The following is a 14711-nucleotide window of genomic DNA, read 5'->3' as shown; positions in this document are numbered from 1 at the left end:
GGTCACTCGCCGTCAGTCAGCACGCCGGGGAGGAACCGATCCTCGTGGGCCGTGATCCGGTCCTGATACTCGACCAGCGTGCCCAGGATCGACCGGACACCCTCCTCGAAGGTCGTGTCCTGACCGTCGATGAGATCGGCGTAGCGGTCGTTCTCGATCTCCATCTTGTGGGTCTCGTCCTCGTCGCGAGGGTTCTCGAAGTGCTCGACCGCGACGTCGAGATCGTACTCGCCGGCGACGTCGGCGATGGTCTCTGCGACCTCGACGATGGAGATCGCACGAGTAACCTGGTTGTAGACGACGTGCTCAGCCGGCCGGTCGTCGGGATCGTTGAGGGCCAGACGGGCCAGCCCCTCGACGGCGTCCTCCAGCGCGATGAAGGGTTTGCGCTGCTCGCCCTTGCCGTAGACCGTCATCGGATAGCCAGCAACCGCCTGGGCGGCGAAGCGGTGAGCGACGACGCCGAAGTAGTAGTCGAAATCGAAGCGCGTCGTGAGTCGCGGGTCGGCGGCCGTCTCCTCGGTTCCCGTCCCGTAGGTGATCGCCGTCCGTACGTCCGAGATGGGGATGTCGAACTGCGAGTGGGCCAGGCGCATGTTCGCCGCGTCGTGGCTCTTGGTGAGGTGATACCAGCTCCCTGCCATCGCCGGGAACGGGACCTCGTCTTCCTCGCCCTGATTCTCCATGGTCGCACCGCCCTCCGGAATCGGGAACTCGGGGGCGCCGTAAACGCCGGTCGTGGTCGTCTCGATGAAGTGGGCGTCCGTCAGGTCGTGTGCCTCCAGGCCCCACAGCAGGTTCCGCGTGGCCTGCATGTTGTTGTGCTGGGTGTAGTTGGCCCGCTCACCATTGATCTGGGAATACGGCGCGGAGGGCTGGGCGGCCGTGTGGACGATCGTGTCGGGTTCGTGAACGGCAAGCAGTTCGTCGACGAAGGACTTCTCGACGAGATCCCCTTCGACAAACGAGAGGTTCGTCACGCCGTGGACCTCCTCGGCAGCCTCGATCCGCTCGTCGATCGAGGCGATCGGGACGCCGCTGACCGAACCGACCTCCTCGACCCACTCCCGCCGGGCGAAGTTGTCCACGAGAATTACGCGGTCGTCGGTGCGAGTTGCGATGCGGAGCGCGGTCGGCCACCCGATGTGACCGTCGCCGCCGGTGACGATGATCGTCATGTGTTACTCACTACGTGAGTAACTAACTGCATAAGTCTTCCGTTCGGGACAGTTCGCCCGTGATCGCTCGCCGAGAGACGAACAGGACGGAAAGCTGGCTGACGTCAGCGGAAAAAGAGGTCTCGATCGGGAGACTGTCAACTACTTCGATCGGTCGACAGCGTGGACGTCATCGCAGGACGGTGTACTGATCGGCGGAAACTCCGTTACTCCACGGTGACGCTCTTTGCGAGGTTCCGTGGTTTGTCGATCGGTCGACCGAGTTTCGCGGCGGTATGGTAGGCTGCCAGCTGGAGTTGGACGTTCGCCAGTACCGCGGCCGTTCGGGGCGAACTCTCGGGGATCGAGAGCACGTGATCGGCGTACCGCTCGACGTCGCTTTGCCCGTCGGTCACGGCCACGACCGGGGCGTCCCGGGCCTCGACCTCCTTGACGTTGCCGATGGTCTTTCTGGCCTGCTCGTCATCACCGGTCACCATCGCGAAGACGGGCGTTCGCTCGGTCACCAGGGCGAGCGGGCCGTGTTTCAACTCGCCGGCGGCGAAGCCCTCGGCGTGTTTGTACGTGATCTCCTTCATCTTCAGTGCCCCCTCCAGGGCGACGGGATACTGCAGGCCACGACCGATGAAGAAGTAGGCGTCGCTGTCGAGGTACGCCTCAGCGATCTCCTCGGCCGCCGAGTCATCGAGCACCTGCTGGACGTCCGCAGGGAGGTCACGCAACGAAGCGATAGCCTCCCGGTCGTCCTTGCTCGGCGCCATCCCGATCGAGAGCAGATTCAGCGATGCCAGTTGGGAAGCGAAGGTCTTGGTCGCTGCGACGCCGATCTCCGGGCCCGCTTTGATGTAGAAGGCATCGTCGCACTCGCGGGCCACCGTCGAACCGACGACGTTGGTCACGGCGAGCGTCCGAGCGCCCCGCGAGCGCGCCTCTCGCAGCGCCGAGAGTGTGTCGGCGGTCTCGCCGCTCTGAGTGACCCCGATGACGAGTTCATCGCCGATCGGTGGCGGCGCACTGGCGTACTCGCTCGCCAGGAACGCCTGGGCAGGGACCCCGGCCAAGCGGAACAGCTGTGCGCCATACAGCGCCGCGTGATAACTCGTCCCGCAGGCGACGAACTGGACGCCACGCGGGTTGAGGTATGCCAGATCACCGACGTTGACTTCGCCTCCGAGTTCGTCGACCCGTTCGGAGAGACACTGCCGCAACGCCCGGGGCTGTTCGTTGATCTCCTTCTCCATGAAGTGATCGTAGCCGGCCTTCCCTGTCTCCTCGGGGTCCCACTCGACAGTGTCGACTGCGGGAGCGGCTGGCTCGCCCGCGAGGTCAGTGACGGCCCAGCCGCTTGCCGACACTCTGACGAACTGGCCGTCCTCCAGATAGACCACGCGGTCGGTGTGTTCACGGAACGCCGGAACGTCACTCGCCAGGTAATACTGTCCGACGCCGTCGCGTTCGTCGCCGATCCCGAGCACCAGCGGCGAATCGTTGCGGGCGGCGAAGATCGCGTCACACCCGGCGATCACGGCGGCAACGGCGAAACTCCCGTCCAGCCGGGAGACCGCCTCCCGGACCGCCGCTTCGGGCTCCGCCCCCGCCGACAGCGCCGCCTCGATCAGGTGCGGGACGACCTCCGTATCGGTGTCGCTCCGGAAGGTGTGGCCCGCTTCGCGGAGTTCGTCCCGCAGCGTCTGGTAGTTCTCTATGATACCGTTGTGGACGACCGCGACCTCGCCGGTACAGTCCACGTGGGGATGAGCGTTCTCGTCGGTCGGCGGGCCGTGGGTACTCCAGCGCGTGTGTCCGATGCCGAGGTGCCCCTCCGGACCGGCCGCTGCGACTGTATCCCTGAGATCGTCGATCTTTCCCGACTGTTTGACTACTTCGAGGTCGCCGTTACCCAGCGCGACCCCAGCCGAGTCGTATCCGCGGTACTCCAGGGTGGACAGTCCCTCGACGAGGACGTCCGTCGTCTCGCCCTCGTGGCCGACGCAGCCGATGATACCACACATCAGCGCCGCACCTCCGCGTCTTCCGGGACGTACCCGCTCGCGTGGACGCCCGTGGCGAGCCTGGCGTTCGGACCGACCAGCGTTCCGGGGGCGAACGTCACGTTCCCCACGGCACGCACCCGATCGGCCAGCAACGCACCCAGCGGCCGCCCCTCGAGGATCTCGTTGCCGACCCGAACCTCGGCCGGCCCGCCGGGAACGACGCTGCCCGCACCCACGCGAACGTGCTGTCCGGTGACGGCGTCGACGAGCGTCGATCCCGGCCCGATCCGCGTGTCGTCGTCCAGGACTGCGGTGGTGACTGTCGCGTTCGCACCGACGGTCACGTTCCGTCCGAGCGCGACGTCCGGACCGACGACCGCTCCCGGCCCCACCTCGCTGTCCGGGCCGACGACGGCCGGCCGCTGGACGGTCGCCGTCTCGTGAACGCGGGCGCTCTCGGCGACCCAGACACCCCGCTCGCGCTCCGGGACGGTCGGGACGCCGTCAGCGAGGACTTCGCGAGTTAACTCGACAAGGTCCCAGGGATAGGTCGCATCGACCCACGTACCGTCGGTCTCGACAGCCCCCACCCGACGATCGGCGATCAATCCGTCCAGGGCGTCTGTCAGGCCGAGTTCGCCGCGTTCTCGCGGCGTCGCCTCGATCGTCTCGAAGATGGACTCCTCGAAGGCGTAGACACCAGCGTTGATCAACCGATAGTCGTCGGCGTCCGGCTTCTCGACGAGGTCGGTGACGACGCCCGCTTCGACGTCGACGACCCCGTAATCCTGGGGATCCGGCCCGTCCAGGACTGCCAGCGTGGCCGCCACGTCACCCTCTGCGAACCGGTCGGCGACGTCGCCGACGATCGTCGGGTCGATCAGCGTATCACCGTTGACGACAAGCATCGGTCCGTCGACGGCGTCGCGGGCTTCGAACAGGGCGTGACCCGTCCCCAGTTGCTTGTCCTGGCGGACGTACGTGATCGGCCGGTCCCGATAGGACGGGCCGAAGTAGTTCTGTACCCGATCGCGCTCGTATCCCACGACGAGGACGAGTTCCTCGACACCGGTGTCGACGAGTGCGTCCAGAACGTGCTCCAAGATCGGCCGGTTGGCCGCCGGAAGCATGGGCTTGGGCCGGTTGCGCGTCAGCGGGCGCAGTCGGGTCCCCTCGCCCGCGGCGAGGACGACTGCCGTCTGAATGCTCATGCCGGAGCCAGGAACGGCGCCCGCTTGAACGTTCTGGGTTCCCCAAATTGACCTCCTCCTCCCGGCTGCGCTACTGGTTGCCCATCTCCTCGCTGGCGACCTGCCGACCGCGGGAGGTCATCTCGACCTCGGTCCGTTCCCTGATCGTCTCGATCACGTCGAGTTCGATCAACCGATCGAAGATCTCCTCGATCTCCTCGACGTCGCTGTCGACGAACTCCGGGAGATCGAACGGCGAGACGCCCGAGTGCAGCGCCATGACGATCTGCTGTTCGACGGGCGAAAGGTCCAGGTTCGCGCGGTTACGCTCGGCCCCCTCCTGGAGGACCTCCTCTAGGATCGTCACTTGCTCCTCCTCACCCGTCAGGTTTGTCTCGACGCTCGTTCCCTCCTCATCAGTATGTTCGACCTCGAAAACGCGCCGCTCGGATCCGTCGACGGTCTGTTCGTCCGTCTCGACGTCCCCGATGTCGTCCCGATCGATCGTCACGTACTGGCCGTCCGAAAGTGCCAGTTGCAGCGCCTCGTCGGTGAGTTTGATCTTCGCCCGCTGCCAGTCGGCGTTCTGGACGACGCCACCCTTCACCGCGGGATGCTGGACGTAGACGATCGTGTTGTCGACGAACGCCCGATAGAGATCCGTTTCGAACTCGTCCTGTTCGGGCGCCCGCAAAAGCAAGACGTCCTCCCCCTCGACGTGGATCGTGACGTAGCTGGCCACGCCCGCCGCGTTCTGGTTGACGTCGTAGCGGCCGCCGACGTCGGTGATCGAATCGAGGGGGATCGTCCGCTTTCCCTCGGCGACGAGGACGATCCGTACCGTCGTGAGGACGATCCGACACTGCGTCCAATCGGCGTCCTGGACCTCCCGGCCGCCACGCACGGCCTGGAGGAACTGCCCGCGATCGTCCATCAACTTGCGTTCGTCCTCGCTCATTCCGGCGATCCTCGACTCGCGGCTACTCGGGCCAGACGATTAGGCGTTACGGCCGGCTATGGACGGCACTGCCGCTGTTCGACGTGAAAGAAATAAAAACGCACGTCAGGACCGCTTTCGGCGGTCAGTCGTGGTTTTGGTTGACGGAGCGCGAATCAGTGCGTTACTGGTCGCGGCGGACCGCGAGCAGCGCAGCACCGATCAGCGCGAGCACAGCGAGCACGGCCGTGAAGCCGGGTCCGCTGGTCTCGGTGGTCTGGACTTCCGTTTCGGTTGCCGTCTCGGTTGCCGTTTCGGTCATCGTCGCCGTCTCGGTTGCCGTTTCGGTTGCCGTCTCGGTCATCGTCTCCGTCTCGGTCATCGTCTCCGTCGGCGTGGTCACGGACTCGACGAGTTCGAACTCGATCGAGTCGGTGGCCTCGTCATCGTCGGCACGCAGCGTGTAGGAACCGGTCTCAACATTGGACATGTCGATCGTGGTCTCCCACGAGCTGCTTGCGCCGTCGACTTCGGCTTCGGTGCTCGCGATGACGTTATCGCTGTCGTCGAGAACCTCGATGAAGACGACCGTCTCGTCTTCACGGTTGGACTCACCAGTGATGGTGACTTCACCCTGACCGACCTGACCGTTGGTCGTGAAGTCGTCGATACTCAGCTGCGGGTTCTGGGCCTGCAGCGAGAGCTCGACCATCGGGTTGTCGGATCCGGCCTGGTTGTACTGGTCTCGGATGACTTCCAGCGCCTGCTGCTGGGTCACGCCAGAGAGGCTGGTACCCGGGCTCTCGACGCCGTAATCACCGTCACGACCCTGACCGACGACGAAGAGGTTGTACGTGCCCCGGTTGTTGAAGCCGGAGATGTCCTCTTCGAACTGGTTCTCGTCGATGGAGACCTTGTCAGCACCGCCGACCGTCGTGATCGTTCCACCGTTGGCGTTCTGGACGCTTCCGCGCGGACCGATAACGTACAGCCGGACGTTGTCGCCCTGACCGAAGGCACCGCCGGACAGAGTCACTTCGTCACCAACGGACGCAGCGATGCGGTCGGTGGACAGCTGCGCCGAGAGGTCGCCCTCGACGGAGCGCACCGAGATGGATGTCTTGACATCGACTTCGCTGTAGGTGGACGTGTCGATGCTGTTCGTCGCTCCCTGGTTCGTGTCGGCGGTGATCGCGATCCGGTAGGAGTCCGGAAGGTCGATCACGTCACTGGAGTCGACGGTAATCTCGAACGTGCCATCCGATTCGACGTTGTCCTCGGCGAGGTCACCGTCTTGGGCATCCTCGTACAGCGGTTCGTACCGGTCGCCGATCTTGGCCCACGCCTTGACGTCATCGCTCTCGGACGCGGTACCGTTGATCGTGAAGTCCTCACCGATACGGACGCTGTTGGGCGACGAGTCGACCGAGATCGCCTTCTCGTTCACCGAGACGGAGGCACTGGCGACGTCGCCATCGCCCTGAAGGTCGGTGGCACTCTCGGAGCCAGCAGTCTCGGTCATTTCGATGTCAACCGTGCCGGTGTCGAGATACTCCGTGTTGATGCTGACCGTTCCGGAGCCAGCGTCACCGAGGTCGACGCTCGCACCGACGTAGTTGTCATTGCTGGTGCCCGTGATCGTCTCGTAGTCACCGGCGCGACGGAAGACCTGGTCAGCATTGACAGTCGTGCCGGACGGGACATCGAGGTCACCAGTGTCGATGCGAACCCAGGTCCACTCGCCGGGGGCGCCCTCGACGGTCGCCTGAACGTTCTCGCCGCGGGTGACTTCCTCCTTGTTCAGCGAGACGGTGTTCTCGTCGTCACGGATGGTGAACGTCTTCGTGTTGGAAGCGCCACTGTAGTCGTCGTTAGGGAGCGGGTTCTCGCCGTCGAACTCGTACCCTTCGACAGTCACCGTGACATCACCGGTGTCGATCGATGAGAGGTCAAGCTCGATCGTGTCGATGAGATCACTGCTGCTACCTGCGAAGACTGCATCTTCACCGCTGGCGAGGACTTCGTTCGTGACGTCGAGACCGTCCTGTTCGACGGTCAGTTCCGCGAACGGAGCGGTTCCGACGTTCTGGTATGCTTCTTCGAAGTTACCTTCGGCCTCAACCGTGACGGTGTTCTGCGTGGTCGGGATGGATTCACCCTGGATCTCGGCACCGCTTGTGCCGCTACCCGAGTAAATCGTCAGACCATCGATCTCGTGTTGCTGGACGCTGAGATCGATGTCTTCGTTAGGTCCATCGACATAGTATGCGCCGGTCATGAAGTCGTCGATATCGACGCTAGTGACGTCGCCGATAGTAACGACGTCACCATCAGCATCTCCGGAGTCACCGATGAATGTGACTGTACCTGAACTAGGCGCATCGGAAAGGCCACCTAGATCGACGTCTTCTTCGCCTAAATACACGATCTCCGTGCCGCCACTAGCGGCCCGATTTCCTGCGGCAGCGCCGCCCGAGAACGCGACGGTGGCTGCAAATACCGACAGCACCATCAGCGCTGCGAGCGTCACCGCACGCAGTTTTTCGTTTGTGTCTGTTGTCATGGTTTGTTAGTTGTGTTTGCTGCACCCAGCGCACCACCGACGACATCATCGACATCAGCGACGACGTGTCGACGGGAGTACCCGGTGGCCACACCAGGTGCAGACATACATGACGTATTCCCAATCCCTCCTGTAATAAGTCTTGTGTGATTCAGTCGGGCCTGACGGCCGCTACCACGGCTCCGTGTCCGGGTCTACGTTCGATACCGGATGGGATCGATCCACTGAGAAGTATATAAATGAACCTTCGTGTCCGAAGACAAGTGCAAGCAAATCCACCGTCATCCTGTTCATGGCCGACGGTCTGTGCCTCACGCGCGGGTGTCGAAGATGGTCCATCCGATTCTGGGACACCGGACACAAGACATATACCACCGTATAGAGGTATCTCAGGTATGAGCAGATACAGGGGAATCCTCGTCGTCGCGATCGCCGTCACGTGTGCCCTGGCGGGAGTGGCACCCGTACTGGCGGCGCCGGCCGACGGCGAGATCGGACAGAGCGTCTTCCGGGAGGAACTCGACGACGTCGTCGAGCTCCCGATCGATCTTCCCAAGGGGGCCGAGGCGACACTCTCAGTCACGGGCGGGACGTACGAACGGAAGATTTCCATCGTCGACACCGACGACGACGGGGAAGTCGTGGTTCGACTGGACACACACGCCGAACGGACCGGACACGGGGCCGGCTATACGGCCGCCCCGCCAGACAGGGTCCTCACCCGCAACGAGCGCATGGAGGGGATGACGACCGGCAACCACATGCTCGAACTCTCGATCGACGGCGTCCACCATGACACGTCCCTGCTCCGGATCGTCGAGGGGGAGATGCGGAGTGCCCGGACGATCGCCGCGCCGGGGGACTTGAACGTCACCGACGGAGCGCCCTTCGAGTCGCTCCCGGCCGTCGGGTCGGTTGCGGCCGGCGATCTGGGCGTCGTCGCCTTCGACGCCGACGGCCTGACCGGGCCGATGAACGTCGAGAACCCGCCGGGCGAGAATCTCGTGTATGCCGACCCGAGCACTCCCGGAGAACAGACACGACATACCGTCCAGATCGATGCCGGGGATCGGAACGTGACGTTCAACACGGCTCGGATCACCTACGCGACGGCGGACGGGGCGACGCCCGGGCGACTGACGGGTGTGAACGTCCAGCGCGTCAGTGTCGATAGCGACGGGGACGGACGCGCGGATCGGGAGCTGACGAGTTCAGTCGCCGGAACCGCCGTTCGCGAGGCGGGAACGATGACCGTCTCGTTCGACGATCGCCACACGCTCGGAGCCAACGAGACGCTGTACCTCGAATACGACGGACTCACCAACCCCACGACGGACGGGACGTACTCAGTCTCCGTGACGGTCGGTGACTACACGCAAACGGGTGAGGTCGCCTACGGGCCAGCCGGTGACGGCGTCTTCGGCAACGGCGTCGACGTGACCGTCGAGAACGACGCCGGAACGATCGTCGATCCGATGCCCTTCGAGTACGTTCTCGACGGCGAGGACGACACCCTCTACGTCACGCTTCCCACCGACGAACCGTCCACGATGGACGTGGGGCTGACGAAGCCGAACCCGATCGACGGCACGACCGACTCGCTGTCGACGACCGTCGAAGTCGTCGAGCGATCGGTCTCGTTCGACGATCACGACCTCGAGGACGGCGAGTTGACCGTCTTCGGATCGACCACGCTCGCACCCGGGAGCGACGTCGAACTGTACATCCACGCCGAGAACCAGTTCACGTCCACCCTCTACGACGTGCGGGCGGTCGTCGACGAACGCAGACAGTTCCGGACGACTGTCGATGTCAGCGACCTTCAGGACGGGACTGCCGTGCGGGTGACGCCACAGAGCGACGACCTCAGCGACTCGACGTATCAGTTCACGCTCTCTGCGGACGATTCCTGAGCGAACAGGGAGAGGACAGCCACCGCGAGGACGCCCTCGGCCACCTTCGATACGACTGCTATCGAGTCGAGAGCGCCGCGAACGTAGAACGCGTCGAGACTGAACCCCCGAAGGAGGAAGAACGCAAGGACGGTGATGAGGGCGTACCCTGCGGCGACGATATACAGTTCCTGGCGCCAGTAGTGACTCAGGTACAGACCGACGCCGCCGAGAAACCCGAGCCCGTTCAACACGAATAGTGCTCCCATCGTCTGACTGAACGCGAAGACGTTCTGCCCGAGAAACAGGTGAATGACACCTGTGAGGAGGGCGGAACCGATCGCGACGTATCCCACCGGGTGGGATGGCAGAGTGAGGAGCGGATAGTCGTTCGATCCGGACTGTCGACCACTCATACGATAGATGGTGACATACCACTCAAAACAATCTTCGGAATGAGGCAATCCGAGTGTGGAGCCGGCGGTTGCACCCCAGGTTAGACCTTGCTGGGGCCGACAGAGAGCCGGCAACGTGACAGTCGAATCCGCCGGGAGAATGGATCGTCGCGCCGTCACATCGTTTGTCGGGTATTGGACGGTCATCTTGGCTCGCATCCCGTGTCCGGAAATAACGGGGGCGCGGAAAAGAGTGGACGTCCAGAAAGAGGTCGAAGCGCCGAGAACAGGCGTCGGAGCGGAAGTCGCTACGGCAGGACGATCGCGACAGCTCGAGCGAGACCTGTCCGGTCGGTCGTGTTGAACCGCTCCCAGAGGAACAGACCGGGGGGCAACACGAGGATCGACGCGACGAACGAGTAGAGCACGCTCAGCGCGATCAACAGGCCGAAGTCCCCGAGGACGGGGGTGATCGCGAGCGCGAGCGCCCCGGTCCCGATCGACGTCGTCAGCATGCTGCCCGCCAGCGCCCCGCCAGTCCCCGACAGCGTCGGCCGGAGCGCCTCCAGGGCGTCGGTGCGATCGTCGTACTCGTCGGTGAACCGGTGGGTGATGTGTACCGAGTAGGCGACCCCGAGCCCGATGGCGATCGAGAGGATCATCGTCGTCAGTCCGTTCAGCGACATGCCGAGTGCACGCATCGTCCCGAGCAGGAACGCAACGGCGACGCCGATCGGGAGCACGTTGACGACGCCGAGCCCGGGTTTGCCCTCGAGAACGCCGTAGACGACGACGAGGAAGATCGCCGTGAGTACCAGCGCCAGAACCATCCCCTGGATGGCAGACTGAAAGAGGATGTCCGAGATCGCGGCGAAGATGACCGTCTGTCCGGTGGCGGTCGCGGTGTACCGGAAGCTCTCGGCGTGTTCGGCGCCGTCCGCGGAGATCTCTTGCTGGCTCGCGTCAGCTTTCACCGAGTACTCGATCTTGGCGCCCCGCCGGTCGTCGGCGAGGTACTGGCTGGCCCGGTCGCCCATCGGGGAGGCGAACAGTTCGTCGTAGATCCGATCGAGGTTGCGGTCGGGGACGCCGTCGCCGTTCCGGTCGTTGCGCTCGACCAGCGCGGCGAACTCGGGGTTGCGGTCGGCGTAGGACTGGATCACGGTGACGATGCTCTGGGCGTCAGCCTGGCCGCCTTCCCCGACGGCGAGGGAACTCGGCGGACTGTCGTCGGGCGCAGTCAGTGCTTCGAGTGCGTGGGCCTCCTCGAAGGGACCCTCGACGTATATCAGCAGGGACTGGCCGATGTTCGTCTCGAAGCGATCCTCCAGCAGATTGAGGGTCTCGGTGACAGTGTACTCTCCGGGCTGGAGCGCGGCCGGGAAGTACTCGACGTAGCCGGCCTCCTCCTCGGGTGGGAGGAAGCTCTCCTGATCGAAGGTGGTGTCGACGCCGGAGCCATAGGCCCCGGCCCCGGCACTGAGCAGGATGACGGCGACGACCAGCAGGAGCGGCGCGTGCCGTCCGACGGTCGCCGACATCGCGAGGACGCGTCCCAGCGCCGAATCCTCCGAGGAGATCGGGTCGGACCCGAACTCCGGGATACCGTAGTTCTCTCGGAGGCGATCGACCAGGAGCTTCGCGGCCGGCAGGAACCAGCCGAAGATGAAGTACGTGAACACGATCCCCACCGACAGAGCGATCCCGAGTTGGCGGATGGGCTGGAGGTCCGAGACCAGATTGGCCCCGAAACCGATCACCGCGGTCACGGTGACGATGAGGAACGCGATCGCGAGCTGGTTGGTCGCAGTCTCCATCGCCGGGACTGGGTTGACGCCCTCGACAGTCTCCTCACGGTAGCGGTTGACGACGTGGATACCGAAGTCGACACCGACCGCGAGCAACAACACTGGGACGATGATCATCTGTTGGCTGAACGGGATCCCGGAGTAGCCAAGGAACCCGAACGTCCAGATGATCGTCATAACGAGTCCGACCAGCCCGAGCATCAGGTCGAACGGATCCCGGTAGGCGACGACGAGGAAGGCCAACAACAGCAGGAGCACGACCGGCATGACCATCGTCATCGAGTCGCCGATAATGTTGTTCAGTTCGGCGTTCATGACGCCGGTCCCGTACGCCCGGATGTCCCCGTTCGCGTCCTCGGTGAGCGCGTCGATCGACAGCTGGATGTCCTGCAGTTCGTCGTCACCGAACGCCGGCGGGACGTCGTGTGAGACGAGGGTGATCGAGGCGGAGGCAGTGGCCTCCTGACTGTTGAAATCGTTCGAGAGTGTCCGGGAAAACTGGGGATTGTTCGCGAGTTTCCGGATGGTCCGTCTGACCTCTCGGTCGGTCGCCCCTTCGAGTGCGCGCCGCTGCTGGGCGATCGTCTCGGCCCCGGGGTCGAGTGCTTGAGCGACGCTGGTCGCGGGACCGTTCGCCGAGTCCATCCGGAGGTCGTCTCTGTCTTCGATGCGTTCCAGCAGCCGGAGTTCGTCGAGGAGTGCCTGGCGAGTGAGTACGTCCGAGCCCGTGTGGATGAGCTGAGTCGTTTCCTCGCCGTTGGTGAAGGGGTCCTCGAATTCCTCCTGGATCGAGTCGTAGGCCTGCTGTTCGGGAATCCCCTCGGTGAACGTATCCTCGACATCCGATGACGTCTGGATCAACGGCATGCCAGCGGCCAGCACGACCGTCATGACGAGGAAGGCTACCACGACCGGTCCAGGGTGGGAGACGATCCGCTCGTTTGTCCACCTGACCGACGTCTCGATCCACTCGCCGAGCCGAGTCATCTATCGATCACGCAGGTAGTAGTACCCGCCCCCGAGGGCGACCAGCAGGACGATACCGCCGCCGATCAGCGGGAGCGGCAGGCCGCCGCCGTCGTCGGCGGGCTCGACGACCGTCACCGCGACGCGGGTCGTATCCGAGAGTTTACTGTCGCCGTCGGCGTCGTCGTACCGGAAGTCAAAGGAGATCGGGTAGGTCTTCTCGGTCACCGCGGAACTCCCGGCAGTGAGTTCGAAGGTCATCGTCGCGGTCTCACCGGGCTCGATCGATTCGACGTAGCCCGTATCCGTACTCCCGGTGTCCAGCGGGTCGTCCGCGAACAGCCGTCCTTCGACGTCGCTGACCGTCTCGTCGAGGTTGTTCGTCACCTCGACCGACAGCATGGCCGATCCACCGGCTTCGACCGTCCGATCGGCCAGCGCGACCTCGAACTGATCGCGCTCTTGAGCCACGGCAGCCCGGACGTCGAGTTGCTCGTAGAGCCGTTTCTCGTCGTCCGTATTGCGATAGCTGACTGCTAGATCGATCGACTTCGGCCCAGCCTCGGCCTCGCTGTTGACCTCGATCGGCAGGGTGAACGACGCGGATTCACCAGAATCGAGCGGGCCGACGGCCGCGGATTGCTCGATCGGGATCAGCGTCGTGGCGTCGTCAGCGTACCGGACGACGACGCTACCGGCCGGCTGAGGGCCAGTATTCTCGATCGTGCCGGTGATCTCTCCGTCCTCACCGACGCGAAGCGTCGATTCGACGTTCGAGAGGGCGAACGATTGCTCGGGGAGGGTGTCGATGCCGGCGGTCAGCGAGCCGGATTGTTGTGGGATGCCGTCACTGTCTTCGTAGTTGACGGTGAGACCCACCGTGTACTCCCGGACACTGGCTTCGGGTGCCAGGCCCACGTCGTAGGTGACGGTGCGGGTCTCGTCGGGTGCCCACTCGCCGATATAGGCGCTGGCGCTTGGCGACCCGGCGTCGAAACTCATCGAGCCGCTCTGGGAGGAGGCGACGACAGTGGCGCTGTGTGCGGTCTGAGTGCCGGTGTTTTCGAGCGTGACTGAAACGTCGCTGGTGTCGCCGACCTGTGCGGTGCCGTTCGTTTCGATCACCTCGAAGCGGGCGTCTTCTTCGACTCTGACGGTGATCGAGCCAGTTTTGGTGCGGGTATACTCGGTCCGGTCGACGACGCCGTTAGCGTTGTATTCGACCTGGCGGGTGTAGAGGTACTCGTATTCGATGGGGATCTTGTACGTGCCGGGGTCGGTATTCTCGGCGATCGTGATCGGGACGGGTTGGGTCAGACTGCCGACCGGCACCGCGCCGGATTGGCCCGCAGTGACTTCACCCGACTTGACGTCGATCGGCACGTTGCCGTCCTTGAACCGGAGCGTCATCGCCCGTGCCGTGGTAACCTGGTCCTCGTAGCCCGGCGGGCCGGTTCGGTAGACTTCCCCGCGGTTGGTGATAGAGACGGCGAGTTCGCTGGCAGTTCCAGCGGTGACCGACCCACTAGCTGTGCTGAACGTGATATCGGGTTCTCCCACGACGCTTTGAGTGGCTTGCTGAGCGGAGACGGCGCCCGGGATCGCCGCGACGCTCGACCCTACCAGCAGGGCCACAACCAGGGCGATTTGGATGCGATTCGATCGTGAACGGATACTGCGTATCATTGCTTGTACGAAGTCTCGTCTGTGAATAAGGTTTGGTGGTGAATCGTGATCGGCCGACTGTTCGAAGGCGTTGACTGAACGTTTAGTGAGCACCGGTCGTAG

At 64.0% G+C, this 14711-nt stretch carries 9 protein-coding genes; 1 reads left to right on the top strand and 8 read right to left on the bottom strand.

Annotated features, from left to right (window positions below; all coding sequences use genetic code 11):
* Positions 1 to 2: 2 nt before the first annotated feature.
* The 5 genes from E3374_RS11860 to E3374_RS11840 form a co-directional block, all read right to left on the bottom strand.
* Positions 3 to 1178, bottom strand: coding sequence for an NAD-dependent epimerase/dehydratase family protein (locus tag E3374_RS11860; RefSeq protein ID WP_136689277.1), 1176 nt, complete (start codon positions 1176 to 1178; stop codon positions 3 to 5).
* A gap of 206 nt (positions 1179 to 1384) precedes the next feature.
* Positions 1385 to 3190: a glutamine--fructose-6-phosphate transaminase (isomerizing) gene (gene glmS, locus E3374_RS11855; RefSeq protein WP_136689276.1), complete on the bottom strand. Its 1806-nt coding sequence runs from the start codon at positions 3188 to 3190 to the stop codon at positions 1385 to 1387.
* Complete coding sequence (gene glmU / locus E3374_RS11850) at positions 3190 to 4383, bottom strand: bifunctional sugar-1-phosphate nucleotidylyltransferase/acetyltransferase (protein WP_136689275.1); 1194 nt, start codon at positions 4381 to 4383, stop codon at positions 3190 to 3192. The genes glmS and glmU overlap by 1 nt, the downstream gene beginning before the upstream one ends.
* Before the next feature lie 70 nt (positions 4384 to 4453).
* Positions 4454 to 5320 (bottom strand): CheF family chemotaxis protein, encoded by an 867-nt coding sequence (locus E3374_RS11845; RefSeq protein WP_136689274.1) that lies wholly within the window; start codon positions 5318 to 5320, stop codon positions 4454 to 4456.
* 163 nt (positions 5321 to 5483) lie between these two features.
* Positions 5484 to 7862 carry a surface glycoprotein gene (locus E3374_RS11840; RefSeq protein WP_136689273.1) on the bottom strand — a complete coding sequence of 793 codons (2379 nt, stop codon included), beginning with the start codon at positions 7860 to 7862 and terminating at the stop codon, positions 5484 to 5486.
* A 395-nt stretch (positions 7863 to 8257) separates the two neighbouring features.
* On the opposite strand from E3374_RS11840, the gene E3374_RS17450 reads away from it, so the two are divergent.
* On the top strand, positions 8258 to 9775 hold the full coding sequence (locus E3374_RS17450) for a DUF7827 domain-containing protein (RefSeq protein ID WP_211194965.1): 1518 nt from the start codon (positions 8258 to 8260) through the stop codon (positions 9773 to 9775).
* Here E3374_RS17450 and E3374_RS11830 read toward each other — a convergent pair.
* From E3374_RS11830 to E3374_RS11820, 3 genes are all read right to left on the bottom strand, one after another.
* The gene (locus E3374_RS11830) at positions 9745 to 10170 is read right to left on the bottom strand and encodes a DUF7475 family protein (RefSeq protein WP_136689272.1); all 426 of its coding nucleotides are present in this window, start codon (positions 10168 to 10170) and stop codon (positions 9745 to 9747) included. The two genes, E3374_RS17450 and E3374_RS11830, sit on opposite strands and share 31 nt — an antisense overlap.
* A 287-nt stretch (positions 10171 to 10457) precedes the next feature.
* The gene (locus tag E3374_RS11825; RefSeq protein ID WP_136689271.1) at positions 10458 to 12944 is read right to left on the bottom strand and encodes an efflux RND transporter permease subunit; all 2487 of its coding nucleotides are present in this window, start codon (positions 12942 to 12944) and stop codon (positions 10458 to 10460) included.
* Entirely contained in the window at positions 12945 to 14609 is a 1665-nt protein-coding gene (locus tag E3374_RS11820) for a COG1361 S-layer family protein (RefSeq protein WP_136689270.1), read from the bottom strand.
* Between the last annotated feature and the right edge of the window lie 102 nt (positions 14610 to 14711).

Origin of the sequence: Halorhabdus amylolytica (assembly GCF_004944975.1) — an archaeon.
GTDB classification, from domain to species: Archaea; Halobacteriota; Halobacteria; order Halobacteriales; family Haloarculaceae; genus Halorhabdus; species Halorhabdus amylolytica.
The sequence above is the reverse complement of the archived record's forward strand: the minus strand, read 5'-3'. Positions and strand labels throughout refer to the sequence as shown.